The sequence below is a fragment of the Gemmatimonadota bacterium genome, assembly GCA_016719105.1.
Classification (GTDB): Bacteria; Gemmatimonadota; Gemmatimonadetes; order Gemmatimonadales; family Gemmatimonadaceae; genus SCN-70-22.
Map to the genome: position 1 here is coordinate 1 of JADKAQ010000029.1, position 25112 is coordinate 25112.

Below are 25112 nucleotides of genomic sequence, written 5' to 3' on the forward strand. Positions count from 1 at the left end.
GCCGCGTGGCGCGCATCGACCGGACCGCACTCCCCGTCGCCCGGCTCGGCGATCGCCGTGGCGACGCGCACCAATGATCTGCTTCCTCCGACGCGAGGACGTCCTCATCACCGATGACCGCCGGAATGTGCGCCCGGTCGAGCACACGCGGGAGTCGCGCGCCGCGGCATTGGTACGCATGAGGACGGCGATCTTTCCGTAGGCCACGCCGGCGCCGGCGCAGCTGCACGGTCTCGTGCGCGACTTCCTCGAGGATGATGGTGCGCCCTTCTCCTTCGACGCAAAGCCCTTGCTGCCACCGTGAAGCCCGTCGACCCCACCACCACTCCAGCGCCGCGCCCCCATCGGTCGCCATCGTCCCGGGCGCGGTGGGCGTGGTCGCCGCCGACACGCGGGGAAAGTCGATCTCCCCCTCGCTCACCCGAAACGGCGTCGGCTGGCGCGTGAAGAGCGCCTCGACCGCGCGCACGTAGGCGTCGCTGCTGCGGAAGTTCTGGATCAGGGTGAAGCGACGGTCAGATTCGCTAATACCGCCCGGAGATAAGCGCGAATGTCGACTCCGCGAAAGCGATAGATCGACTGCTTGGGATCGCCGATCGGAAAGAGCGGACGGCCAGCGAAGGCGTTGGAGAGATCGGGTACTACGTGCGATCCGTCACGGAACTCGTCGATGAGGGGGCGGCGCCGAAGCGCGAGCGAATGCGCTGGGCGAGCGGCCCCTCGCCTCCTTCTTCCTCGAGGACGCGCTTCACCGTGCGCAGGAGATCGTCGAAGCCTCGCAGGTAAGCGCCATCGCTTTTCCCGCTCGAACGACTCGTGCACCACCGGCGTGAAGTGTGCCCGCTAGCCCTGCTCCCGCGACGCTGAGTCGAAGGCGATGCGCGAGCCTCGTGGCGACGATAGGGAATCTTGAGCTTCTTGACCCACGGCTCGAACGGCTTTCCCTGCTGGGCGACCCGAGGTGGCGTCGGCGGCATCGTTGGGATGGGCTTGCGCGCCCAATCGCGCAGCACGCCCAGACGGCTCAGTGTCGTCCTCGATGAAGGTCGTGCGGAAGGGGATCCGGCTCTCCAGCGCGCTCTCGCCGGTACCCGCTGGCAGAAGCCGTGGATGGTGAAGACAGCGAGGTCATCGAGCGACCGCATCGCCTCGTCGACGATGGCGCTGCCGGCGTCGCCCGTGACGTTCGCGCAGGACAGACAGGTCGTCGTTGCGGCTGGTGCGCGGCGGTGGCGACGCCCTCCACACCCGCTCCGCCTCGCGCAGCGTCTTGCGGATGCGCGTGACCAGCTCCTGCGTCGCCTTCTCGGTGAAGGTGGCGACGAGGATGCGCGCCAGTGACTCCACGCGCCGCTCGAGCAGGAAGGCGCAGGAGGAGACGCGTGATAGCAAAGGCTTCCCAAATCCCCGCGCTCGCCTCGACGAGGCGTGATCCCGGGATCGAAGCGCGACCTCGAGCGCACGGGAGGACGCTGGCGTCTGCTTGGTCATCCCTCGCCCTCCAGCATGGCGTGTCGCCACCCATCGAAGAGCCGCTCGGCCAATCGTTCGAAGTCGTCCCACCGCTCGACCATCGGGTCGATCCCGCGAAAGCAGAGCGCCACGTAGGCGTCCTGCGCATCGCCGCCTGACGAGTAGTCGGCGGGTTGCTCGTGATACGCCTTCGTCGCTTCGTCTCGCGGATCCACTGGTCGCGGCTGTGGCCGCGTCTTCTTCCCCCTTGCCCTTCCCCTTTCCCTGCTCGCCCGGCGGCTGCACGGAGGTCGACGCCCCCACGCGTAGCCCGCCACGGCAAAGAACGGGAGCGGGCGGCGCATCCCATCGCGCGCCGACTCGACCGGGGGCCAGCCGGGGCATAGCGTTAGGCACACCGGCCCGTACCGCAGCGACTTCACCTTGTCCCGCTCGCGCCACGAGGACGGTGGTGTCGGGGAGCGACGTATCCCCCTGCTCGCGCGCCGCCAGCATGGCGGTGCTCGACCCACGCGCGCAGGTAGTGGTCGGCCCCATCGACCCGGCACGCGCACCGCGAATCGCTGCGCACCGCGCACGCCATCGATGCGCGGTGAGCCGCCAGACATCACCTCGAGCGTGATGGGGATCGTCGCCGCCGACTCGTCGTTCGGCAGCTGTGCCAGCACCAGCGCGACGTCGCTCCACAGGTCGACATACCGCCCGCCCCAACTCGCGCAGCGGCAACGGGCCATCGGCGATCAACCGCCGCTCCTCCGCCGCATCGCGTCCCCGCCAGCGCCCCCGCCAGCATGCGCGCGCAGATCCCCCTGCTCCATGTAGTTTTGGCGCAAGGTCTGTTCGTCCGACGCCTCCTCGAGCTCGTGCCCAGGTAGGCACGAAGGGTGCGCGTGCGAAAAACTTCGTGACGGATTGGTCCAGCAGTCAGTCAGGTTCCGGAGTGTGAGCGCGAAGATCCCACACGCCCCGTCGTCCGGCGCCTCGACCTCCCCACCAAGAGCGGCTCCTCTCGTCGCGGCGGTTGCCAAGCGCCCGCGCCGCCCCCGCCTGCTCCCTCGAAGACCAGAAGAGCGCATCCTTCCCCGCCCCGAAGTACGCCGACGGGGCGGCTACAACGGATACCGCCGACCATCACTTTGCGCGCCGCATCCTCAGCACCGTTCTCCGCCCCCCATTTCTCCCACGTCCTCTGCGTTCTCCGCGGTCCCCCCTGCCCCCTCCGCCAGCCGCAAGCGTCGCCCGCCGCCCCACATGATCGAGCAACTCATCGATCACCACCGACGGCGCCCGCGGCAGTTGTCGTTCACCGCCCGGCCGCCATAGGCGAGATCAGCCGCCTCCGCCGCCATCAGCGTATCGAGGAAGAGCTGCCGGTCGTCGCTACGAAAGTCCACGATCCCCGCGCGTCGCTCATGCTCCAGCAGGTCGAACGCCGAACGCCGGTCGCGGCCGCGGAAGACGCCGTCATCCAATCCCACCATCGCCGATCACACGGAACGGCGGCGACCGCATCCGGCGAGCGCCGCGACCGTCCATCCCCTGCGGAAGCCGCTCCCGAACCCTTCGTCGTCAGGCTCCGTCGAGCCAGTCGCGCACCACGGCGAACTTCACCGTCTTGTCGTACCCGCGACCTCCCCAGGCGCCGAGCCGGCGGATCGTCGCCGCCAACGCCCCCCATCTGCTGCTCGTACGTGTCGTCAGGCGCGAGACCCGTTCGATCTGCTGCCGATCAACGTCGCCGTCCAGTCGGCGAGCGCTCGTGGCGCCACTGCGCCCAGCATCTCCGCCAGGTCGTCGACCCATCGCGCAAAACGTCGCCGGGGTCCAGGCTCGCCCAGCATGTCCCCCGCTTCGGGGAGCAACCCGGAGACCTCGTCGTCCACCCCGCCCACACCACCACACGCCCTAACGGCAACCGATCAGGCCCCGCGCGCCAGCTCGCCTCCTCGTAGTCCGGGAAGCCGGGCGCCGAGCGCGCCGCCCCGTCGTATCCCCACCGGACGTTCGCCCGTTCGAGCGCCGACTCGACCCACTCCCGTCGCCCGCCGCCAGCCCCGCCCCCTGCCTGGCGAAGGTGGGGCAGGCAGCGAGCGCGGCACTCCGCTCCAGCCGCCCCCTTCCAGCGACAGCAACCGCGCCAGTGCCTCGGCCGCCGGCTGCGCGCGTGCAACAGACGGTCGGCGATGCGATACGGGAGGCGCAGCGCCCCCTGCCACCGGACGCCGAAGACCGCATCCACCGTCAGCGCCCACTCCGCCGCGTCGGGGACGAGCAGGAGGGAGGTCGTGCGGACGCAGCGTGTCGTCGGCGGCCAGCGCCGCCAGCAACTGGTCGCGCACCACCTCCAGCTGCCCGCATCACCGTGCGCGTCGTGCACGCTTGCCGGCGGAGTCGTCGCTCCACGCCAGCTCCAGCGGGTGGTCCCGGCATCGTCGGTGGCCAGCTCCCGCTGCAGCCGACGCTCCAGCACTCCCGCTCCGTTAGGCACCTCCCCCACGCGCTGCACCGCCGCCCCGCGCCCCTCCAGCTCCGCCACGACTCGCGCGACTGCCCGCCGTAGGCCAGCGCCAGCGGATGCGACGCCGGACCTCGAGCGCCGCCAGGAGCCGTGACCGGGCGGTGCCGCGCGATGGCGAACAGGAGATCGACGAAGGCGGAAGCGTACTCACGCCAAAGACCGTCACCCGCGACGGAGCCCGTGCGGCGCGTCGCCGGGCCACCGCCGGACTCGCCGCGCTGCAACGTCTCGATCAGGCGCTGCAACCGGTTCCCCGTGTGCGGCGCCCCGTCCCCACCTCGGCGCGCAGCCTCCGCCAGAAGCCCCCTACCAGCGCCCGTGTGATGTCCCCGGGTAGTCGTCGCCAGCTTCCACCGATCGAGGATGTCGGCCCGGAACATCTGGTAGTCGTCGAATCGGGCCGCCACCTGCCGCCAGCCCAAAACGCGTCCGGTCGTCGGCCCGCGCGAGGTAAGGTGCGCAACGGGGCGAAGGTCTCGTCGCCCGCGGGGAGCGCGTCGAGCATCGCATCGGTACGCCGGTCAACGCGTCGCGGCGCGGAGAATGGGGTCCTGCTGATCTCGCGGCCGGCGTGCTCCCCAGGATCGACCGCGACAGCTCCCACGAACGTCGCCGGAAAGGGCATCGTCAGCGACCCCGCGCATCAGAACCGGTCCGCAAGCTGCAACGTCAGCCAGCGTCACTCTCCCTGCGGTGCGACGATCACCTCCACTCCTCCGGGGCGGGAGCGGGGCGCGTGCCAAGCCGCCGCCAGGTGCTCCAACGGGGTGAGTCGGGGGCGGTGAGCAGCGACAGCGGCATGGGTGAGGAACTAATCGTCCCCGCGCTGACAGTCGCCACGCAGCTCGAAACGATCCCTGCGTTTCACTCGTCCCTCGGCAGACGCCGCACCCTCCGCGCCCCCTCCTGAAAGGCCGTGGACTTCACTCGGATTTCCCGCTCCTCGCTGGCAGGTCTCGACGGTCCTCCAGCCAGGGATCGGCGGCTCGGGACCTGCCGGCATGAACGGTCGAACTCCCGCGCGGCGGCGGCGCGCCCGCGCCAGGTCCGCAGTGGCGCGCGCGCGGCATTGTGGTCACCCCAGCAGGCGGCGCGTGAAATCGCTGTACCGCAGCGTGACCGGCAGGAGGGGCGCAATCCCCCGTGCGCAGGACGAGGTTCGCGCGCCCGCGTCCGTGCGTCGCAGCTCCACGCGATCTTCCGCTTCACCCCGGTCACGATGCTCGTGAACTGGTGAACGCCGCCCTGGGTGGCCGACACCATCGTCGGGCAGGTCGATCGCCGCGTGCTGGGGCTCTGGGTGTTGCTGCTGACGGGGATCGTCGCCACCGGGGCCAAGGGCCAGGTACTCGGGCCGCCACCGCGCCCCGCGGGCCACCGCCTCCGTACGCGCCGTGCGCCGTCCCACGATGCACGCGGCCATCCTCGCCGCCACGTGGGCCGTCGTCCCGATAGTCCGGTTCCCCAACGTCGACCCGCAGGCGCAACTCGTTCTCGGCACCGTCATCACCGGGGATGATCTACGCGGGCGGCTCGCCCTCGCGCACCGTGCCACGCGCCGCGGTGGCGTACATCGTCCTCCTCTCCGTCAGGGCCTGATCGGGCTCCTCACCTCCGACTCGCCATCGCGCTTTCTCCTCACGGGGCTCCTCGTCGCCTACGCCGTCGTGGTCGTGATGAGCGCCACCGGCACCGCCCGCCTGTTCACCCGATCGCCTCGTCGCCGAGCACGACCTGCAGGAACGCGGGCAGGTCATCGCCTTGCTCCTGGCGGAGTTCGAGGAGAACGGTTCCGACTGGCTCTTCGAGCTCGATCGCGACTACCACATCGTCAAGCACTCGGCGCGCTTCGCCGACGTCTCGCAGGCCAGTGGCTCGCGGCTCCAGGGACTCTCGCTCTTCTCCCTCATCGATGGCGACAGTGGCGATGCGATGCGCGCGCATGGAGTCCGAGCGCCCGTTCGCGACGCCGAAGTGTCGGCGCGCGGGCGCCACGGCCAGCGCTGGTGGTCCATCAGCGCGAGCCCCATCGCCGGCAACGCGGGCCAATCGTCGGGTGGCGCGGCGTGGGCTCCGACACCACCGACGTCAAGCGTGCTCGCGACGAGATCGCGTGGATGGCGCAGACCGACATCCTCACCGGGCTCCGCAACCGCTCGGCTTTCCGTGAGCCTGCCGCCGGGGCGCTCCATCCGAGGCGCGGCGCCGCGGCATCCGATGGCCATCGCCTGTCTCGACCTCGATCACTTCAAGGGGGGTCAACGACACGCTGAGGCCACCCGCGGGCGACCTCCTCCTGCGCGAAGTGGCGAGCGAACTGCTGGCCTTCGAGCGCGATTGTGTCTCGGTGGGGCGACTGGGGGCGACGAGTTCGGCCTCCTCTTCTGCGGGATCGCCGACGCCGATGAGATCCAGACGCTGACGGAGGAGGTCATCCGTCGCGTGGCGCGCAGCTACAGCATCAGGGGGCGCGTGACGATCGGGGCCTCGATCGGCATGGCCTGCGGCCCGGAGGACGGCGACACGGTGGATGAACTCATCCACAACGCCGACCTCGCCCTCTACCGCTCAAGGACGGCGGGCGTGGCACCGTCACGCGTTACAGCGGGTTGATGCTGGCGGAGGCCGAGGAGGCGCGAACGATCAAGGAGGACCTGGCGCTCGCCCTCGTGCGGCAGGAGTTCGTGCTGCACTTCCAGCCCATCGTCGACATCACCACCGGGCACACGGTGGCCTTCGAGGCGCTGGTGCGCTGGCAGCACCACACGCGGGCTGCTGGCCCCGACGCCTTCGTCGCGATCGCCGAGTCGTCGGGGATCATCGCCCCGTTAGGCGACTGGATCCTGCGCGAGGCGTGCCACCACGCGGCGCAGTGGCCGTCGCACCTGCACCTGGCGGTGAACCTCTCGCCGGCGCAGCTGGGGCGCCCGACCCTCATGGCGACCGTCCTCGGAGGCGCTGGCCGCGTCGGGGCTCAGGGCGCACCGGCTGGAGTTCGAGATCACCGAGGCGCTCTTTCTCGCGCGCGACACCAGCACCATCAGGCTCCTCGCCGACATGCGCGCCCTGGGGATCGGCATCGCCCTCGACGACTTCGGCACGGGCTTCTCCTCGCTCAACTACCTCACGACGTATCCGGTGACGAAGATCCAAGATCGACCGCACCTTCGTCGCGGGGGCGCCTCGATCGAGCATCGCAGTGCGATCATCGAGGCGGTGACGCTGATGGCGCGCCGCCTGGGGTGCGTGACGACGGCCGAGGGGGTCGAGACGGGGGCGGCGCTGGCCTGGGTCTCGTCGTTAGGGTGTACGCAGGCGCAGGGGTACCTCTTCGCCAAGCCCATGCCCCCCGAGTCGATCGCCCGCTACCTCGAGCAGGGGCGCGTGACACCGCCGGGCGTCGCCGCGGTCGAGCAGGTGGGATGGCGCTGGAGCTGTAGCCCGCGGCGGGCGCGATGGTGGGACTGACCTTCGACAGCAACATCCGGCAGCTCCCCAACAACTTCCTCTTCACCGACGAGGTGGCGCGCTCGGTGAGCGTGCACTCCCGCGCCATCACCGCGGCGCTGCGCGCCATCTACGACGCCGGCCGTCTCGCGGATGAACTGGAAGGCAGGAAGCCGTAGTTGCCCTCCTCTGTGAACCTCTGTGCCCCCTCTGTGAACCTCTGTGTCAAGCGTGTTGAAGTGACGCCGGCGTGACGCGCCATCCTCACATTGCGCGATGTGAAAAGCGTGACACAGAGGTTCACGGAGGTAACACGGAGGTACACAGAGGATGGCGCGGGGGGTTTGGGACCGGTCGCGAAGGGTGATCGAGGCGGCGATGCGGGTGCACACCGAGCTGGGGCCAGGATTGCTCGAGACCACGTATGAGGCGTGTCTCGCCGAGGAGTTGCGGCAGGGTGGACACCAGGTGCGCACGCAGGTGTCGGTTCCGCTCGTCTATCGTGGGCTGGAACTTCAGCACGGCTATCGGATCGACCTGCTCGTCGACGACGAGGTGGTCGTCGAGGTGAAGACCGTCGAAAAGCTCTTGCCGGTGCACGAGGCGCAGTTGCTCACCTACCTGCGGTTCTCGAATCGGCGCATCGGGTTGCTCATCAACTTCCACACGATGCACCTGCGCGATGGCATAAAGCGAATGGTCAACGGCTGGTAGCTTCACGCCACCGCCGTTGACCCGTTCGCCTTCCCGCGCCCGTGCTACTTCAGCAGCGCATCGATCACGGCATTGAACGTCGCGCTCGGACGCATGGCCGCGCGCGTCTTGCCGGCATCGGGCTGGTAGTAGCCCCCCATGTCCACCGGCTTCCCCTGCGCGCCGATCAACTCGGCGTTGATCGTCGCTTCCTTCTCCGTCAGCGCCTGCGCCACCGGCGCAAAGCGCGCCTTGAGCTCGGCGTCCTTGTCCTGCGCTGCCAGCGCCTGCGCCCAGTACAACGCCAGGTAGAAGTGCGAGCCGCGGTTGTCGATCTCGCCCACCTTGCGGGCCGGCGACTTGTTGGTGTCGAGGAACTTCCCGATCGCCTGGTCAGGCGTGTCGGCCAGCACCCCGGCCTTGGTGTTCTCCGTGGTGAGCGCCACGTGCTCGAGCGACGCGCCTAACGCCGAGAACTCGCCGAGCGAGTCCCAGCGCAGGTAGCCCTCGTCCTGGAACTGCTGCACGTGCTTGGGGGCCGAGCCGCCGGCGCCGGTTTCGAAGAGGCCACCGCCGGCCAGCAGCGGGACCACCGACAGCATCTTGGCCGACGTCCCGATCTCGAGGATCGGGAAGAGGTCGGTGAGGTAGTCGCGCAGCACGTTCCCCGTCACCGAGATCGTGTCCTTCCCCTCGCGGATCCGCGCCAGCGACAGCTTCATCGCATCAACCGGCGACAGGATTCGGATATCGAGCCCGTTGGTGTCGTGGTCCGTGAGGTAGCGCTCGACCTTGGCGATGACCTGCGCATCGTGCGCACGGTGGCGATCGAGCCAGAAGATCGCCGGGTTGCCGGTCACGCGTGCGCGGCGCACGGCGAGCTTCACCCAGTCGCGGATGGGGAGGTCCTTCGTCTGGCAGCCGCGGAAGATGTCGCCTTCCTCGACCGTCTGCTGCAACAGCGTGGCGCCGGAGTGTTCGTCGACCACGCGGATCGCCCCCGGGCCCGTCGCGATGAACGTCTTGTCGTGCGAGCCGTACTCCTCGGCCTTCTGCGCCATCAGCCCCACGTTCGGCACGTCGCCCATCGTGCGCGGGTCGTACGCCCCGTGCTCGCGGCAGTCGTCGAAGACCGCCTGGTACAGGTCGGCGTAGCAGCGATCGGGGACGAGCGCCTTGGTGTCGTGCAGCGCCCCGTCGGGGCCCCACATCTTCCCGGAGTCGCGCACCACCACCGGCATCGAGGCATCGATGATGACGTCGTTGGGGACGTGCAGGTTGGTGATCCCCTTGCCCGAATCGACCATCGCCAGCTTGGGGCGCTTGGCGTACGTCGCCGCGATGTCCGCCTCGATCTCCGCGCGCTGCGCCTCGGGGAGGGTGGCGATCTTCGCGTACACGTCGCCCAGCCCATTGCGCGGGTTCACGCCTAACGCCTTGAACGTCTCGGCGTGCCGGCTGAAGAGGTCGGCGAAGTAGGTCGTCACCGCGTGCCCGAACATCACCGGGTCGGAGACCTTCATCATCGTCGCCTTCAGGTGCAACGAGAGCAGCAGGTCGTGCGCCAGGCGTCGGCGATCTGCTCGGCATAGAACGCGCGCAGCGCGGCGACGCGCATCACGGCCGTGTCGAGGATCTCACCGGCGATGAGGGCGATCCCCTTCTTGAGGACCGTCGTCGTGCCATCGGCCGCGGCGAATTCGATGCGGACGCTGGTGGCGGCGTCGAGCGTGATCGAGTTCTCGCTTCCATAGAAATCGCCGTCGCTCATGTGGGCCACGTGCGACTTCGACTCCCGGGACCAGGCGCCGAGCTTGTGCGGGTGCTTCCGGGCGAACTCCTTCACCGAGAGCGGGGCGCGGCGGTCGGAGTTGCCTTCGCGCAACACCGGGTTCACCGCACTCCCCAGGACCTTCGCGAAGCGCAGCTGCAACGCCTTCTCCTCGTCGCTCGCCGGCGCTTCCGGATAGTTGGGAATGGCATAGCCGTGCGACTGCAGCTCGGCGATGGCCTCCTGCAACTGCGGGATCGACGCCGAGATGTTGGGGAGCTTGATGATGTTCGCTTCGGGCGTCGTGGCCAGCTCGCCCAAGGCGGCGAGGTGGTCCGGGATGCGCTGCTCGGGGGTGAGGTAGTCCGGGAAGTTGGCAATGATGCGCCCGGCCAATGAGATGTCACGCGTCTCGACCGTGACGCCGGTGCCCGCGGTGAAGGCCTGGACAATGGGCAGGAGCGAGTACGTCGCCAGCGCGGGCGCCTCGTCGATTTGGGTCCAGATGATCGTGGAATGCTGGGTCATGGTCGGTGCTGTGAAGGACGGCGCCTTGGCTTGGGTTCGGCGCCTTTCTATAGGATAGCGGGGGGCCAGCCGTTGGGTCGGGCGGGCGGGGCAATTTGACGGTGGAAGGGGGGCGGGGGGAGGGCGGGCGGGGGGGGGGGGGCCGATGGGCGCCATGGGCGCGATGGGCGCGATGGGCGCGATGGGCGCGATGGAAGCGATGGGAGCGCGGGGGGGACCGCGAGGATGAGGATGAGCATGGGTTGAGACGTCGCGCCCCACCCGTCCCAGCGAACCCGCGCTCGCCGCCATTCCCAGCGAACGCTGGGACCCATTTGTCCCACGCGTGCTGCACCAGAAGGTCGTGCGTGCACGCCAGCTGCGCGGACTATGAATGGCGCACCCGCGCCGGACTCACTCGCGCCCTGGCACGCCCCCCACGAGCAGCCGTCCGAACAACACCCCGTTGAGCCCGAGGATCACCACGGGAATCCAGCCCAGCGGAGCACCACCCGCCAGCTGCATCCTGAGCAGCGCGAGCCCGCCGCACATCGAGAGCGTGAGGTTCGCCAACACGATGGGGCGACCGAAAATCCCGCCGTACACGGCGCGTTGGCCCATCCAGTTGAGGATCGCGATCGCCAGCACGCCGGCGGCGGCTAACGATGCGGCGGCCGACGAGGTCGTCCCCCAACCCAGCGCGGCGCTCGCTTCCTCAGGGGCAAACAGCAGGGCGAGGCCGAGGGCGCCGAGGAGGAGCGCGCTCGCCCGCAGGAGCGGGGTCGTGACCGGTGCGGCGTCGTTCGACATGGCAGCGTGCGAGGGGCGAAGCAGGAGCGGGGCAGCGACCTGACGGGGCAGGACAGTCTACACTCGCGGACCGCTGGTGCGCACGCATTCACTCACGCCCTCACGCCCTCACGCCCCCACGCTCTCACGCCCTCGCGCACTCGTTTGCGCGCGCCACGCCGGCCCCGCACGCGTGGAGGGGTCCGCGACGATCGTGGTATGCGGTCACGTGAGGCGACGATGACGCACAGCACTTCACGTACGAGGTTTCTCGGACTTGCCGTCGCGCTCGCCCTCTGGCCGGGGCTGGTCGAGGCGCCTAACGTCTCCCTGCCAACCGTTCCTCGAGAACCTGCACCCCTGCCTCGAGCGCCACGTCGGTCCCCGCCCGGACGCTCGCCACCGTTTCCAACGCCGTCACGTGCGGCCTGATGCCGGTCCCCACGAACTCGCGCCCATCCGGATAGGTGTCACGCTTGGTACAGATCCAGAGCGTCACCTGCCCCGGGAGGGTCAGGAAGAGCGGCTGCCCCGTGCTCCCGTTCGTCGGCTCCCCCACGAGCGTGAACCGTGGATCACCGTCAGATGCAATGAGAAAGTCCTCGGCCGCCGACCCCGTCTGTCGCCCGATCAGCACGGCGATCGGGATCGTCCGCGCGAGGACCGTCGCCTTCGGCGCCAGGCGTTCACCGGGCGAGTCGAACCAGACCGACCCGTCCCAGTGCCGTCGGTTCTCGGTCCCCGTGACGCCGCGCTCCGCCTCCTGTTTCCCCCAGGCGCGGCGCGACTGGATCTCCATGCGGGACTTCCACGCCGAGGTGGTGAAGGGTTGCGTGGCGAAGTGCTCGATGAGGGCCCGATAGCCGTTGCCGCTGTTGCCGCCGGGGTTGAGGCGCAGGTCGATCACGATCGCGCGGGCGCGTTCCATCTGCGGACGGAGCGTATCGAGCCGTGCGGCGAGCGTCGTGTCGTTGAAGGAGTTGATCGCGAGATAGAGGATACCGTTGCCCAGCGGGCGCGAGTCCACCAGCGGCGTCGCGCGCGCCGGCCGGAGCCAGGCCGAGGGGCGCGCGCCGCGGTCACGCCGGACCTGCACCGTGCGCCGCGCGCCGTTAGGCAGCTCCAGCGCGAGGGTGAGCGGCGAGTCGGCACGCCCCGCAAGGAGCCCGAGCCCCGTGCGTCCGTTGTAGCGGATCGCGTCGCTCACCCACACGTGCGGCGACGAGGCCGCCATGTAGGGGAGGACGTCGCGCTGAAGCTTCGTCGGGACATCGGTGCCGTCTACCGCGGTGATTTCGCTCCCGATCGGAATGGAGTCGGCGAGAACGGAATCGACGTTGGTCACGACGGCGCGCCCGTCGACGGCGCGCAGCGTGAGCCACGGCCCGTCGAAGTAGCGGGCGTCGAAGAGCCCGCTGGGGACGGGGACGAGCGTGTGCCCGTCGCGCAGCGTGGCGACGAAACGTTGCAGCTCTCGGACGTAGGTCGGATAGTCCTCGGCCGCCACGATACGTGGCAGCGTGGCGCGGTACGTGCTGTCCCAGTCGAACGCCGGGCCCAGCTTGTCCCAGTAGGCAAAGCTGCGTTTGGCTTCGCTCCAGGCCAGCGAGAGCGCGTACACGCGGGACTCACGGTCGGGGACGGGAGGGAGCGGTTTGGCGGGGACCTGCGCCAGGGCAACGCGAGTGAGCGATGCCGCGACGAGGAGCGCGAGTGCGCGTGTGGCGAATCGAGTCCCGTGCATGAGTCCCCGCGTGCGGTCGTGGTACCTGTGTATGAACGGTTCGGCACACGATAGACAGCGACGGGCGTGACGGGGTTTGGGACCGGGCGGAGCGGTGATGCACAGGGGGCGAGTGGTAAGCGCCCGTGCACGAGCCGCGACGCCTCGCCCGCGGCGAGACAGGTCATCCCTCGACCGACCCCGATGCCGGGACGCACCCGATGGCCGAGGCTGGCGCACCAACTAGCGTTGACGGTGAAGGTCAGGGACACGCCAGCCCTCCGGATCCCTCCGGCCCCCGCTGAGGCGTGTTCCATGCACGAGGTGCCGCATGCGGTCACCGTCTGCCTGCCGCCGGGGCGCGTTCTGCCTCACGCTCTACGCCGCGGCCCGCGCCCTACTCCTCCCACTCGCCGTGGTCGCGCTTCCATCGACAGCCCACGGGCAATCGTGGATGCAGCGCATCCGCGACGCGCGACTCGAATTCGTGATCTACGGTCGCCCCTACCAGTCCGACGCCAATACGGCGATCGACCGCCTGCTTGGGCGCGCCGGATTCGCCGACAGCGTCTACCAGGCGTACTCGGACTGTGGCTTCATCTGCGGCGGGATGGGAGGTCCCTCGGGCTTTGACTGGTTCCCGTACCCCACGCATGTCGACGAATCGGGGTGGTCCTCCAAGGCCATCACGCTCTCGGCGACGCTGCGGCCGCACGTGCGCGCCACCGTCCTGTGGGCCGGCGCCGCGACGTTAGGCGGCGTGATCGGTGGATCGTGTCCCAACCAGTCGTGTTACGCCGACTTCGGATACGGCCCGCGCTACTTCATCGGCATCGACTCGCGCGTGAGTTCGGTCGCCCTGCTTGCCGAGGGAGAGTATGGGTGGCTCCGCGTCGGCGCCGGACCGGCCGTACATGGGGTGACCGTCCAGTCGCTCCCGTGGATCGACCCGCGCGTGCAGTGGAAGGAACGATTTCATCCCGCGGGCGGCGTGGCGAGCGTAGGGCTGACCGTGCCGCTCTGGCGCCCCGTGGTCGTAAGCGGGCGATGGGTGTACTCGGCCATGGGCGATGTGCAGCTGTCGGCACGTGACGTCTCCAACGACGCGGCGCCACTCGCCGCTGGGACGCGTCGGTTCGAGGGGGGAAAGGTGAACCTCTCGAATTCGTATGTGCTGATGGGGATCGGCGTGCGAATGCGGTGAGCAGGCGGTGAGCGCGCAGTGTGCGGAAAGGGCGACCCGACTCCCTTCCCCTCGTTCAGCGCACGTCCGCCGCCGACCTCACGTCGACTTCCGCACGAACTCCGACTTGAGCTGCATCGCTCCGACGCCGTCGATCTTGCAGTCGATGTCGTGATCGCCGTCCACCAGGCGGATGTTCTTCACCTTGGTGCCGACCTTCACCACGCTCGACGATCCCTTGATCTTGAGGTCCTTGATCACGGTGACCGAGTCGCCGTTGGCCAGCACGTTCCCATTGGCGTCGCGCCACACACGCTCGGTGGTCTCCGGTGACTCGGCGGCCGCTGAGCTGTCGGCGCCAACGAGCGGCCATTCGTGCGCGCACTCGGGGCACACGAACTGGAATCCGTCGGAGTAGGACAGGGTGGAATGGCACTTCGGGCAGGCAGGTGTTGAACTCACGGGAGGTCCAAGAGCGGGGAGGCGCAGCGGGAGGGTGAAAGTTAATCAGTCCGGCTGCCCGCACCGATCACTCGACGCGCCCTTCACCCCTTGGTCGGCACATCGATGATCTGGTCGAACGCCAGTCCGCTCGACCCCTCACCACGCCCCGTGAGCTTCCGCGCCCCCAGCCAGACCCACACGCGCCCATCGCGCCAGCGCGTGCGCTGATAGCTCAGCGTCACTCGTGTCCCCGCACGCGTGACCTCTTCCTCGTGCACGACGAAGCCGGTCGCCGGATCGGCGTCGAGCCCTGGACGCAGGAGCCAGCTGCGCGGGCGCACGGCGTCGGGGGTCGGCGACGGGTCGCCGGTCATGATCCGCAGCATGGCACCCCGTTGCAGCTGTACCTCGCGGTTGCTCCCCTCGACATGTGCGGGAAGCATGGGGATCCAGTGCTCGGGGACGCTGGTCATCACCTGGTACCGGATCTTCGCCCCCTCCGCCGGCGGCAGCGGCTCGGGTGGTGCCCCGAGTCGCCGCTCGAGGTCGCGCTCCCATGCATGCCGCAGCTCGGTCGCCGCCTCGCCGCCGCGCCGCGGCTCTCCAGACGGCAGGGTGATCGTGCGCTCGATCCCCCACACCATGTTCGCCATCTCGTCGCGCGCCAGCAGCACCTCCTCCATCGGCGCCCCCTCCTGCACCTTCTGCGCGGCGGGGGGGAGCATGAGCGTCAGGTCGGCCGGTCGATGCTCGTCGCCAACGATGGAATTCAGGAACATCGCCCAGCGCTGCCAGTCCTCATCGTCGCCGCGCCCCGCCGCCTCGACCCACGTGCGTTCACCAAAGACGTTGCGCACCGCAACGCCACGAACCGTCGCCAGGCTCCCCGCCGGCGCCGTGAACGGGACGAGGAACCAGTCGTTCGCATACACCAGGCCGAACTCCATCAGCAGCAACTTCGCGAGGTCGGTCGTGTCGGGCTTGACGTCGCCGAAGTTGGTCCGGCCATCCTCGAACTTCCACCAGCGCGAGTGCGGCATCCCGTTGAACGTCGCCTGCGTGGGGAGCATGGTGAGCGTCGTCACCTCCGCCGGCTCGGGCGGCGGCGCCCCATCGCCTAACGACGTGCGCTGCGGGTCGACGTCGAAGTTGTACCAGTCCAGGTGCCCTGGTGATACTGCTCGGCGACCATGACCTTCTCGGCATCTCCCTGAGGCGCCGAAGTGGCAAAGCGGTACTCGAAGCGGTCGGGCTCCCAGGCCCCCTCGGCCGCCGGCTGGTGAATCAGCTTCTCGAACCACCGCACCCATCGCGCGGCGATGGGATCGACCGTCGCGTCGAGCCCCGCCAGCGCGGCGATGCCGTCAGAGGCCAGCCCGCCCGACGTGAGGTGTGCGTACAGTGCCCCTCCATCCATCCGGCGCCCGGCCACCGCCGCATGCGTCGACCAGGCGTCGGGATGTGCGGTGATGGGGAGGTCCGCCTGCTGCAACGGATCGGGAGTCGCGATGCGATAGGCGGTGATGAACTGCGGCACGGCGAGCGCCGACACCCGGCCAATCATCTTGAGCCACTGCCGCCCCATTAGCAGCCGCAAGTCGAGCGCGATGGTGAGCGTGCTGGCGACACCGAGTGGAGCCTGCCGCTGCGCGAAGGCCACCGGGAGCGCCTCCACCTTCGCCTCGAGCGGCGTCTGGTCGTCGAACGCCTCGGCCGCCCCATCACCCGGTTGGTATCGGCGCAGCCGAGTCGTCGCCAGCTGCACACGGGCCTCCACCGGAGAACCAGCGTCGTCGCCCTGGAACTCCCCTACCTGCCACTGCCGGCACAGCATCCACAACGGATCGCGCACCTCGGCGCGCAGCGCCCGCTCGAAGTTCGTCGCGCGCGGCCGCCCCTCCAGGCGGTTCCACAGGGTGATCCCGGGGCGGGCCTTCTGCCGGATGACGGTCGCGAGGTCGCGCGTGATCAGGGGAGCGGGCATCTCAGGACGTGGCGAGGGCGATGCGGTTGTTGATGGCCAGCTCGAGGGCGATCGTCAGCTGCGACGCCTGCGTCGCAATCACCGTCGCCGGCAGGTAGGGACCATACGGTGACGCATCGACGTGCTTGGGCTCCACGGCCCGGCGCTTGGCGAGGTCGAGGGTCTCGTTGAGCGCGTCGATCACGTCCTCCCACTGCCACGCGCCACGAAACTCCGTGGGCGTCACCAGCAGCATCGACTGCGGCGCTTCGTTGTTGGGCCGGTCGTAGTGGAACGCGAGCCCGGTCTCGATCGAGTCGCCCGGTATCACCTCGGTCCACTCATCCAGCAGGAGCCCGCACTGCGGCGTCCCCATGGTGAAGCCGGCGGCGAAGTGTGCCGTGTACAGCAATCGATCACGATCGAGCACCGCGCCCGGCGGGAGTTCCAACCCGAGCCACGCATCCCCCGGGGCGTACGGCAGCTGCAACGCATCGAGCACGGGCTCGGTGCGGCCGAGCGAACCGGCGTGCATCACGAGTCCCTCCCACGCCCGCATCTTGGCCCGCACCCGGGCGGTGCCATAGAGCCACGTATCGACCGGATCGTCGACCGGGTCGACCGCCGGGTCGGCCGGTGCCGTCAGGTGCACGACGGTCGCCCCCGACTGGGCGTCGGCGCGCGCCATCGCCAGCTCGCTCCCCTGCGCATTGCTCGGGGTGAACTGGGGGACAAGGACGCACGCCTGGCCTAGCAAGGCCTGGGCACACCGCTGCAGCGCAGCCACACGATCGGCCGGCGCCGCCGCGACATCGTGCGCGGCCAGCGCCACCGCCCCCTCGTCGAGCCGCTTCCCCAGCTCCGTGATCATCGCGCCGCCCATGCGCCCCACGTCCTCGGCGAAGCGGATCATCTCGTCTTCGTGCGCGGCCAGGGTAAACGGTTCGCTGTCGAAGTCGGAGACCGGCAACAACCCCTGCACATCGCCAAGCAGGGGGACGATCGCCGTTCGCGTGCTCGCCTTGATGGCATCGAGGAGTGCGCGGCGCGCACTGAACGCCGGCTCGGTGACGGTCGTGAGGGTGGTCCGGTACAGCGCCGGCGTGGCCGGGAGCGGCACCGTCATGACGGTCGAGATTGCGCGCTCCGCTTGCGCCAGAAGGTCGAAGCGCGCCTCATCGGTCGTCGCGGCCGCCTCGTCGACGAGTCGTGCGTTGAACTCGACGAGCTTGGCGTCCCAGCGCTCCACCACCGTGGCACACTGCGCCAGGATCGCCGCATACGTCCGCTGCGTGAAGTCGCGCACGAAGCCCCACCCGGCCTGCGGGACGGCGCAGGTCGCCGTGCGGGCCAGCAGCGCGGTGGCGGCCGCGGCGCGCGCGTCGGTCGCGGCGATCAGCGCCGCGCGATTGGCGACCGTATCCGCCAGCTCGGCACCGAGCGGGGCGAGGAAAGCCGTCCAATCGTTGCGCAATGTGGTCATCGCCGCGACCACGGCATCCAGTCGTGCCCGATCGACGAACGGGGTCGCGTCCTGCGTCGACGACGCTTCGTTCATCAGCGTGAGGTCGGTCGCGCGCAGCGGGCGCGACCCGCCCACCAGCGTGCGCAGGGCGCGAATCAACGGCAGGCACTCGAAGATCGAGTACGGGGCGGTGTCCTTCTCGCGATAGCCGATGGTGGGAGTCAGGTCCGGTCGTGCCCCGAACGCGTCGAGCGCCCGTCGCACGATACGGTCGTCCAGCTCGCCCATCGCCTGTGAGTCGTCATCCCCCACCAGCGCCAGCACGTCCGCCGGCTGCAAGCCGAGGTCGTGCAGCGTGACCTGGCGCGACCGCGCCAGCCCGGTGGCCGCCTCGCGGAACTGCACCATGCACGCCACCTCGTCCAGCTTGGGCAGCACCGTCGCCAGCCACGCGTTCACCGCCGGCTCGGCCTGCGCGCGCGGCGTCATCGCGATCGGGGGGACGGGCGAGGCGAGGTGACTCACCCCGGCATCCAGGTGCAACGCCACCGCGGTGAGTTAGCCCGGTCCCTACCGACGGCGTGCGAATGATGTCCGGTTCTGGTGGAAAGGCCCCGTGCGCGTAGGCGTCATAGGTGGACGCCACGCGGTCGTAGTTCCCCAGCACCGCCTGATAGACGCCCTCCGATAGCGCGAGATCGGCGACCGCGTCATGCGATTCGAGCAACCGATCGACCTCGGCGTCGATCGCCGCCGCTTCGGTGGCGCTGGCCGGCGGGAGCGTCGCCTTGCCAAAGGGATAGTGCGCATTCCCCGTCGCCTTCACGTGCTCGACGAGCGAGAGGCCGTTGACGACGTTGCGCGCCTCGATCGCCTCGATCGATACCCCTTCGGGAGGCTTGGTCGACGCCATGCGGTCGGCGCGCAGCGGAAAGGCCCGACGCAGCTTGTAGATGAACTTGTCGACCTCGGCCAACCCGTGGCGGTCGTGCAGGCCACGCTCGAACTGGTAGCCGAGCAGGTCGGCGAGCGACTGTCCGCCGCGAATCCCCTCGATCATCGCCAGCGCGACGCGCACGCGTTCCGAGGTGAGGTTTACCGCCAGCGCCTGACGATTGGCCGGGCTGGCGTTGGAGATGAAGCCGTTGCGCAGCACCGCCGCCGCCACCGCGTGGTTGAGCGACGGGGCATGCACGTAGCCCTGGTTGGTACTGTCGCGCAGCAACGGCGTTGCCCCTGGCGGCGTGAACTCCTTGGCCAGCGCCGGGTCGTCGAGCCGCACCGGGGTGAGCTTTCGCTTGTCGGGAACGAGCTGCTCGAGCCAGGCGTAGCCGCCCAGGTAGATGCCGCGGCGTGCGGGCTGGGCCGATCCGTCGGACAGCCCCCGCATGCGCGCCAGCTGCACGTACGTAGCCCAGCAGCCGGGCGTCGAGCCGGTACGAACAGGCGTCGATGTGATCGGCAAAGGCGCGCTCCAGCCGCGCGGTGGACTCGTGCTCGAGCACCGCGAGGGCCGCGCGCTGTTGCGTGAGGTTGCGCGCATCGGCCAGCGTCGTGAGCGACGCCGCGATGAACTCGTGCACGGAGAGCGTCGGGCTCCCCGTGATCCCGGGGACGCGCTCGTACAGCGGCTGGTAGCGCGACTCGCTCACCCCGTCTCCCGCGCGGACGTGCAGGAACGGGTCGTCCTGCCGGGCGCGTTGCATCGCGGTTGCATCGTAGAGCCCCGCCCGCTGGTGCAGGCGAATCCCGGTGTCGTGATACCCCAGCTGCAATGCGTGGCGCAGGAAGAGGTAGAGCAGCGACGAGGGCGGACGATCGTCGGTGAAGCCCGCCTGCGCATACAGCGCGTCGAGCGACGTGGACGAGGCGTCGAGGAGCCAGCGCAGGTAGTTGCGCCCGTCGGTGGTCGCCGCGCGCAGCGCCTGCGTCTCCGACACCGGGATCGCATCCACCACCCCGCCGGTGAGCTGGTTGTGGGCGCGGTTGAAGATCAGGTCGAGGATCGGGGGATCCTTGTCACCCGAGTAACCGAGCGTCGTAAGGCGGGCGCGCGCCTGCTGGCGCACGAACGCCGTGATCAGCGCCTGCAGCTTGCCGCCGAAACCCTGCAGCGACAGGCGATTGTACAGCGTCTTGAGATGCTCGGCGTGCCGCTGCACCCAATCCACCGACCCCGGATGCAACCCGACCACATCGAGCAGCAGCGCATGGGGTCGCCCGCCTTCCCCACGTGCGCGACGTCACGCGCGAGGGAGCGGAAGTCGTCGTCGATGGTGCGCAGGATCGGATAGAAGGCACGCAACCACGAGAGCATCGGGTCGCGTCGACCACCAGCGCCAGCCGGTCGTTCGACGGACGCGGCTCGAACCACCGCATCCGCGAGAATGCCGTCGTGGGCAAGATGCCGTACGGCTGCGCCCCGATGCGCACCACCGGGACCGCTCCGCCTGGGATCACATGCTGCGTGAAGAACTCGCGCGTCCGCTCGACGACCTCGTCGGAGAAGACCGGCGACATCATCGACTCCATCCAGTAGCCGAGCGTCGCCGGCCAGAGTGCGGTGTGCATGGCGCGCATCACGCGCTGGTCTGTCGTCCCGGCGCCGTGCACGTTGACCAGCAACGACGGATCGATGCCTAACACTTGCGCCAGCCACTCGCCGTCGCGCTTGTCGTGCCACCCGCTCGCCGGGGCAAAGAGCGGGGCCACCGCGTCGTCGAAGGCGGCGTCCGCATCGTCGAAGCGATCGTAGCCTGCGGGCTGCGCCTCCGTGTTGTTGGTCGGCGTCCCCTGCGGGAGGATTGCCGGGCCGCTGCTGCTGTACCGGTGGTGCGAGAGCAGCGTCTCAACTCCTGTTGCGCCACATCGGCCGTCGCGTTGAGCCGCACCCACCACCCGGGACGCGGGCGAACCATTGGCCGCCTGCGAGGGGTGACAGGACACGCATCCCCATCCCCACCTGCACCGCGCGATCGAAGTCGGTGAGCCAGAGCAGCTCGTCGGGGGACGATGAGGGTTCCCCTCGGCGTCGTGCCGCAGCTGCTCCGATTCCGGGGCGGTGGGATCGGGGCCCACCTGCAGCGGGGAGGCGACGCCCCTCCCACGACCGTCACCGGCGTGGGGTCGTTCTCGCGCTCGTAGCCTACAAAGACGAAGCGATCGGGAGGATGCGCGCCCGTGGCGCCTGCGACCACGTCTCGCGTTTCGTCTCACGCTCGGCAGGAGCAGGAACGGGACGCTCACCGTCACGTCCTCGCGCGACACACCATCGGGCGGAGCCGCATCGAGGTTAGAGGGAACGTGCGCCGCAATGAGTTCGGCAGCGCGCGCAGCACTGACCGCCAACTCGAGCGTGGTGGTGGCCAACCCCACCGGGGTCGCATCGCCTGGCCGACCCACACCGCGCGCCAGAACGCCGCCACGCGTCGGCTCCTGGCCTGCAAACGCTGCCTCGCGACCGCGATCGGGAGGATCACGTCGCTCGCATCGAGCCTTACCGGGCGTTCGGCGAGGTTGGTCGGCTGGTAGCTGCGCACGATCCACGCGGCGCGATTGGCCCCGTGCCCGGTGGCGAGCGTCGTCCACGCCGCACGATCGAGCGCCGGGTCGCCCCCGATGCCCAGAGGCGCGCCAGTACGCGGCCGCCGACGCGACTTCCTTCGGTGAGGATGGGATCGAAGGAGTCGAGCCAGCAGTCGTCGGGAAAGACGAGCACCCACAACTCGTCGCGCGGTGCCGCACTGGCGTCGCGCTCCGCTGAAGCGCGTCTCCAGCCGCAACGGCATCAGCAGGAGTGGCGTGTCGTCGTCGAGGCGGTTGATCCCCTTGCGCGGGTCCGGTGAAGGCGGCGAACCGCCCCGGAAAGATCGAGCGCCGCCGAGGTGAGTGCGCGCTGGCCGCTCGCGCGCCGAGTCGAGCGTGGCGCGCAGCTCCTTCTCCGTGCCTCGAACGCCTTGCGCCTGCCCCGGTTGCCTCGTCGCCGTTTGCGTCTGCCCGGCGATCGAGCGCAGTGCGCTCCGTCGCGAGGGCTTGAGCGCCTGCACCGTCCGCGCGACATCGGCCGCCGCGCCATCGGGGCGTCGCGCGCCAGGCGGAGTTGGTCCCCGGATCTCGGCAAAGTCAGCCATGGCGCCTCATTTCCGGAGCATCTCCGCTGGCGTGCACACCCACCAGCACGGGCGCTTGGTAGAAGATGTCCGCGATCTCCGCCGCACCTCATCGAGGCGCGACTCCCAGGTCACGGCCTTGTCGTTGAGATACTGCGGATGCTTCTCGTCCGACGCCCCTGGGTCGCTCACCGTGAGCGTGGCGGGGGCCGAGGCCAGCACGATGCTCGCCCCCGGGGCGGCGGGCTGCACCACGGGCCACGACAGGTCGTTCCATACCTGGATCGTCGGCGACGCCTCGTTGTCGAGGCCGAAACGCGGCTCGCCCGGGCGCTCCTTGATCACGAAGAACCACCCCGGATCGTCGTTCGGGTCGGCCCCCTCCCCCCTTCGCTTCTGAGTCGACCGTGAGGTCGAAGCCGAAGAAGTAGATGTCGGGATCGACCTTGGCCTCATAGAGCGGCGTCAGCACCTTGCTGCGCGGCGGCTTCTCCTCCTCCGCCGCCGAGAGCGTGGCAAACCGGCGCTCCACGGTGTTGTCGATCGCCCCCGAGCGATCGCACGGCAGCGCCCCCGCATCGGCCGGCGTGGTGCTCTTCCGCTGCCAGCAGGCACGGTGCGCATACACTACCGCGTTGGGATACCGCTTGAGCAGCTCCCCGCGAATCACCAGCACCAACTCCTCCTCGTTCTCCCGTCCCGCTTCGCGATGGTCGTGATCGCCTAACGCGGACGACAGCGACCATTCGTGCAACGGCGGGATGTCGCCGGAGCTGATTGCGCGCAGCGCCTCGTCGGTGGCGTTGCCGGGATCGAAGAACGAGCGCACATCCCAGAACTGCCGGAAGGACTCCCCGCTGGTCGGTCGGGTACTCGCGCCACAGCAGCTCGCGCGAGAACTCGTGGTTCACCCCGACCAGGAACGGCTCTCGATGAAGCGCTGGTTGGTCTGCAGCAGGGTGATGCTGTTCTGCTCGATCAGGTTGATGTTGGGAGAAAAGCTCGGAGCGAGGTTCTTGAGCGGCTCGTACATCGGCTGGTCGATGACCGGATGCGCCATCGGCTCCACGGCGAAGTGCTCTCCCGGACGCGGGATGAGGTCCCTTCCCCACGCGCGGAGGGACGAGGTCAGCCATCACCCGTCGCGGGATGGTGCGCGACGGGCGCTGCCCCTCCACTGGTCCCGCGCCACACGCGCGAGGATCGAGCGGGCGCAACGGCGCCACCACCCCGCACCCTTGGCCGCCTGCACCACCCCGAAGGCGTCGCGCAGCTCTGATTAGCGAATCGTGGCCTCGGCCGAATCAGTCCCTCGGCGCAGTCGGCGCGCTGGTGAACGGCTCCGGTGATGCGAAAGCCGCTATTGGTCGGGAGTGCCTGTGCTGCAGCGGGGTCTGCGCCTCTTCGGTCCCGCATGGCGGCCGCCGACAGCTCGTCTCGCCACTGTGCCAGCCGTCGCGCTGGCCACAGAGGCCGCGCTCACCACCGCGAAGGCGATGGCGTGCCGATCGCCCCGGGAGGAGCAGCAACAGCAGGAGCGCCCGGGATGATCCCGGCAATCGGGATCCACCCCTGACCACGGATTGCTGCGTATCGGGTCCACGAGCCGCGACGGGATCCCCGTCGGCTCGACGGCCCCCGCCACGTCGGCAGTGGTGACGATCCCCGGCGGGGTCACGCGAGGCGGGCCCCCGCTCACCTCGCCCGCGTTCACCCGTTCGATGAGCTGCGTGGCAGGCCGAGCCGCGGTGAATGTACGGGGCACGCACCAGCCGGCCCACGCGGGCGCACCATGCGTCGCAACGCCGTCGTCGTCATCGACGCCTGCACGACCTCGTCGTCATCGTGAAGTGGACGGTGCTCCCCGTCGGTGAGCAGGCGCTTGGTGAGCGGCGCCATCAGCCGGGAGCCCCTGCGCGGCGGCTCACGCCAACCGTCGGCGGCGGGTGCCGGTCGAGCCAGACTTGCGACGTCAGGCGCCAGACGCTGCCCCATCGCCCGCGCGTTGCGCCTCCAGCACCTTCCCCACCTGTTCCCCCGCCGCATCCATGTACCGCTCCTGCTGGTCACGGATGACGCGCGTCCCGATCCCCGCCGCCACGCGGAAGCGGGGTCGAGGATTGAAACCGATGAACCCGGTTGTCCGGGTGATCGGCGGGAGTGACACCGTCCTGCCCCGTGAGCACGCGATCGGTGAGCGCGTGCCACGTCCCCCGTACAGCGGCGGCGCGACGATCAGGTCGGCCTCCCCTTCGCGCTTGTAGGTCTCAGGGAGGTTCGCAGCGTCGCGAGGCCCATACAACAGGCGCGGGAAGGGATCGTCCCACGTCTCGAAGACGTCAGGCGGGGTGGGCGGGACGGTGGCCGGCGGCTGCAACGCCCCGCCCAACCGGAGGATCCCCCAGCGCCGCGTTGTCGACCCCCGGCACCCGTCGATCCGGGCTCCTGCACGTCCATCTCGCGAAAGCCCGCCGCCGATCGACCGGCTTGGGGACGGGCTTGACCAGCGTCTCGAAGTCGCCGCTGAGCCCCGTGCGGAAGAACCAGCGATGATAGTACGGGAAGCTCAGCGCCTCCGGAACGCGCGCCGCTATCCCGCCGACATCGTCGCCGCCACGTCGCCAGGTCGAGCCCAGGCCGGCGCGACGCCCCGCCTCGCCCGGCGTCATCAGGGAAGCATGGTACGCCGTGTTCTCCGGCCAGCTTGCGCGGCGACAGCAGGCGCGAATACGCCAAGTCGGGATTCTCCGGCCAAGCACCGCCTGCGGCAGGGAGCACCGCGTTTTTGTCGGTCGACAGGTACTCCCGTCTCGCTGGCCGCGAGGCTTTGATTCCGCACGTGCGTGCGCCCGCCCTTGGCTCGTCGGCGCGCCGGAAGACCGTGAGGTCGGCCACGTCACATAAGGGGAGCGGGCGATCCTTCATGTTGCCCGTCGGTGAACTCCCCTTCGGCCGGGATGATGAGGGCGAGCCACGGACGCAGATGACCGTTCCGCCATCAGGCGCTGCCGGTGTGTGGCGCCACGG

At 69.6% G+C, this 25112-nt stretch carries 21 protein-coding genes and 2 pseudogenes; 7 read left to right on the forward strand and 16 right to left on the reverse strand.

The features are described 5' to 3' along the window. Positions 1 to 498: 498 nt before the first annotated feature. The 6 genes from IPN47_22305 to IPN47_22330 form a co-directional block, all read right to left on the reverse strand. Positions 499 to 825 (reverse strand): UvrD-helicase domain-containing protein, encoded by a 327-nt coding sequence (locus IPN47_22305; protein ID MBK9410730.1) that lies wholly within the window; start codon positions 823 to 825, stop codon positions 499 to 501. Between the two features lie 303 nt (positions 826 to 1128). Beyond that, on the reverse strand, positions 1129 to 1347 hold the full coding sequence (locus tag IPN47_22310; protein ID MBK9410731.1) for a UvrD-helicase domain-containing protein: 219 nt from the start codon (positions 1345 to 1347) through the stop codon (positions 1129 to 1131). 140 nt (positions 1348 to 1487) lie between these two features. Then, positions 1488 to 1688: a hypothetical protein gene (locus tag IPN47_22315; GenBank protein MBK9410732.1), complete on the reverse strand. Its 201-nt coding sequence runs from the start codon at positions 1686 to 1688 to the stop codon at positions 1488 to 1490. A gap of 1056 nt (positions 1689 to 2744) precedes the next feature. Next, positions 2745 to 2954 carry an exodeoxyribonuclease V subunit gamma gene (locus tag IPN47_22320; protein ID MBK9410733.1) on the reverse strand — a complete coding sequence of 70 codons (210 nt, stop codon included), beginning with the start codon at positions 2952 to 2954 and terminating at the stop codon, positions 2745 to 2747. A 248-nt stretch (positions 2955 to 3202) separates the two neighbouring features. Continuing rightward, positions 3203 to 4009 (reverse strand): exodeoxyribonuclease V subunit gamma, encoded by an 807-nt coding sequence (locus tag IPN47_22325; protein ID MBK9410734.1) that lies wholly within the window; start codon positions 4007 to 4009, stop codon positions 3203 to 3205. 1686 nt (positions 4010 to 5695) lie between these two features. After that, the gene (locus tag IPN47_22330) at positions 5696 to 5935 is read right to left on the reverse strand and encodes a hypothetical protein (GenBank protein MBK9410735.1); all 240 of its coding nucleotides are present in this window, start codon (positions 5933 to 5935) and stop codon (positions 5696 to 5698) included. A gap of 393 nt (positions 5936 to 6328) precedes the next feature. Between IPN47_22330 and IPN47_22335 the strand changes: the two genes are divergently transcribed. The 4 genes from IPN47_22335 (at position 6329) to IPN47_22350 (ending at position 8152) form a co-directional block, all read left to right on the forward strand. Continuing rightward, positions 6329 to 6604 (forward strand): diguanylate cyclase, encoded by a 276-nt coding sequence (locus IPN47_22335; protein MBK9410736.1) that lies wholly within the window; start codon positions 6329 to 6331, stop codon positions 6602 to 6604. After that, complete coding sequence (locus tag IPN47_22340) at positions 6604 to 7431, forward strand: EAL domain-containing protein (GenBank protein ID MBK9410737.1); 828 nt, start codon at positions 6604 to 6606, stop codon at positions 7429 to 7431. The genes IPN47_22335 and IPN47_22340 overlap by 1 nt, the downstream gene beginning before the upstream one ends. A gap of 15 nt (positions 7432 to 7446) precedes the next feature. Next, positions 7447 to 7617, forward strand: a complete 171-nt coding sequence (locus IPN47_22345) for a S46 family peptidase (GenBank protein MBK9410738.1) — start codon at positions 7447 to 7449, stop codon at positions 7615 to 7617. A gap of 151 nt (positions 7618 to 7768) precedes the next feature. Continuing rightward, on the forward strand, positions 7769 to 8152 hold the full coding sequence (locus IPN47_22350) for a GxxExxY protein (GenBank protein MBK9410739.1): 384 nt from the start codon (positions 7769 to 7771) through the stop codon (positions 8150 to 8152). A gap of 44 nt (positions 8153 to 8196) precedes the next feature. Here the strand turns inward: IPN47_22350 and IPN47_22355 are convergent. The 3 genes and pseudogenes from IPN47_22355 to IPN47_22365 all read right to left on the reverse strand — a co-directional run bounded on the left by IPN47_22355 (position 8197) and on the right by IPN47_22365 (position 12942). Next, positions 8197 to 10430 (reverse strand): annotated as a pseudogene (locus IPN47_22355) (NADP-dependent isocitrate dehydrogenase). A gap of 393 nt (positions 10431 to 10823) precedes the next feature. After that, positions 10824 to 11219: a hypothetical protein gene (locus IPN47_22360; protein MBK9410740.1), complete on the reverse strand. Its 396-nt coding sequence runs from the start codon at positions 11217 to 11219 to the stop codon at positions 10824 to 10826. Between the two features lie 298 nt (positions 11220 to 11517). After that, on the reverse strand, positions 11518 to 12942 hold the full coding sequence (locus tag IPN47_22365) for a hypothetical protein (GenBank protein MBK9410741.1): 1425 nt from the start codon (positions 12940 to 12942) through the stop codon (positions 11518 to 11520). Positions 12943 to 13252: 310 nt separating this feature from the next. Here IPN47_22365 and IPN47_22370 point away from each other — a divergent pair, with 310 nt between their 5' ends. After that, on the forward strand, positions 13253 to 14125 hold the full coding sequence (locus IPN47_22370) for a hypothetical protein (protein ID MBK9410742.1): 873 nt from the start codon (positions 13253 to 13255) through the stop codon (positions 14123 to 14125). A gap of 78 nt (positions 14126 to 14203) precedes the next feature. Here IPN47_22370 and IPN47_22375 read toward each other — a convergent pair whose 3' ends face one another. The 3 genes and pseudogenes from IPN47_22375 to IPN47_22385 form a co-directional block, all read right to left on the reverse strand. Beyond that, positions 14204 to 14566, reverse strand: coding sequence for an alkylphosphonate utilization protein (locus IPN47_22375; GenBank protein MBK9410743.1), 363 nt, complete (start codon positions 14564 to 14566; stop codon positions 14204 to 14206). Positions 14567 to 14649: 83 nt separating this feature from the next. Next, positions 14650 to 16532: pseudogene (locus IPN47_22380) on the reverse strand (hypothetical protein). Position 16533: 1 nt separating this feature from the next. Further along, the gene (locus tag IPN47_22385; GenBank protein MBK9410744.1) at positions 16534 to 18465 is read right to left on the reverse strand and encodes a hypothetical protein; all 1932 of its coding nucleotides are present in this window, start codon (positions 18463 to 18465) and stop codon (positions 16534 to 16536) included. Positions 18466 to 19364: 899 nt separating this feature from the next. Between IPN47_22385 and IPN47_22390 the strand changes: the two genes are divergently transcribed. Further along, positions 19365 to 20270: a hypothetical protein gene (locus IPN47_22390; protein MBK9410745.1), complete on the forward strand. Its 906-nt coding sequence runs from the start codon at positions 19365 to 19367 to the stop codon at positions 20268 to 20270. A gap of 101 nt (positions 20271 to 20371) precedes the next feature. Beyond that, a complete protein-coding gene (locus tag IPN47_22395) occupies positions 20372 to 20515 on the forward strand; it encodes a hypothetical protein (protein ID MBK9410746.1) in 144 nt (47 codons plus the stop codon). Positions 20516 to 22112: 1597 nt separating this feature from the next. Here IPN47_22395 and IPN47_22400 read toward each other — a convergent pair. From IPN47_22400 to IPN47_22415, 4 genes are all read right to left on the reverse strand, one after another. Next, positions 22113 to 22430 (reverse strand): hypothetical protein, encoded by a 318-nt coding sequence (locus tag IPN47_22400; protein ID MBK9410747.1) that lies wholly within the window; start codon positions 22428 to 22430, stop codon positions 22113 to 22115. Positions 22431 to 22992: 562 nt separating this feature from the next. Next, positions 22993 to 23145, reverse strand: a complete 153-nt coding sequence (locus tag IPN47_22405) for a hypothetical protein (GenBank protein MBK9410748.1) — start codon at positions 23143 to 23145, stop codon at positions 22993 to 22995. A 912-nt stretch (positions 23146 to 24057) separates the two neighbouring features. Continuing rightward, positions 24058 to 24462, reverse strand: a complete 405-nt coding sequence (locus tag IPN47_22410) for a hypothetical protein (protein MBK9410749.1) — start codon at positions 24460 to 24462, stop codon at positions 24058 to 24060. After that, complete coding sequence (locus IPN47_22415) at positions 24425 to 24754, reverse strand: hypothetical protein (protein MBK9410750.1); 330 nt, start codon at positions 24752 to 24754, stop codon at positions 24425 to 24427. The genes IPN47_22410 and IPN47_22415 overlap by 38 nt, the downstream gene beginning before the upstream one ends. Positions 24755 to 25112 lie beyond the last annotated feature (358 nt).

What these genes read in the sequence shown, in the direction of transcription:
- IPN47_22360 (MBK9410740.1), bottom strand. Translation starts at nt 11,219, where the DNA reads ATGTCGAACGACGCCGCACCGGTCACGACCCCGCTCCTGCGGGCGAGC.
- IPN47_22370 (MBK9410742.1), top strand. Translation starts at nt 13,253, where the DNA reads ATGCGGTCACCGTCTGCCTGCCGCCGGGGCGCGTTCTGCCTCACGCTC.
- IPN47_22365 (MBK9410741.1), bottom strand. Translation starts at nt 12,942, where the DNA reads ATGCACGGGACTCGATTCGCCACACGCGCACTCGCGCTCCTCGTCGCG.
- IPN47_22320 (MBK9410733.1), bottom strand. Translation starts at nt 2,954, where the DNA reads ATGGTGGGATTGGATGACGGCGTCTTCCGCGGCCGCGACCGGCGTTCG.
- IPN47_22330 (MBK9410735.1), bottom strand. Translation starts at nt 5,935, where the DNA reads ATGCGCGCGCATCGCATCGCCACTGTCGCCATCGATGAGGGAGAAGAG.
- IPN47_22390 (MBK9410745.1), top strand. Translation starts at nt 19,365, where the DNA reads ATGCGCGCCAGCTGCACGTACGTAGCCCAGCAGCCGGGCGTCGAGCCG.
- IPN47_22340 (MBK9410737.1), top strand. Translation starts at nt 6,604, where the DNA reads ATGCTGGCGGAGGCCGAGGAGGCGCGAACGATCAAGGAGGACCTGGCG.
- IPN47_22350 (MBK9410739.1), top strand. Translation starts at nt 7,769, where the DNA reads ATGGCGCGGGGGGTTTGGGACCGGTCGCGAAGGGTGATCGAGGCGGCG.
- IPN47_22415 (MBK9410750.1), bottom strand. Translation starts at nt 24,754, where the DNA reads ATGACGCCGGGCGAGGCGGGGCGTCGCGCCGGCCTGGGCTCGACCTGG.
- IPN47_22345 (MBK9410738.1), top strand. Translation starts at nt 7,447, where the DNA reads ATGGTGGGACTGACCTTCGACAGCAACATCCGGCAGCTCCCCAACAAC.
- IPN47_22405 (MBK9410748.1), bottom strand. Translation starts at nt 23,145, where the DNA reads ATGGCGCATCCGGTCATCGACCAGCCGATGTACGAGCCGCTCAAGAAC.
- IPN47_22385 (MBK9410744.1), bottom strand. Translation starts at nt 18,465, where the DNA reads ATGACGCCGCGCGCGCAGGCCGAGCCGGCGGTGAACGCGTGGCTGGCG.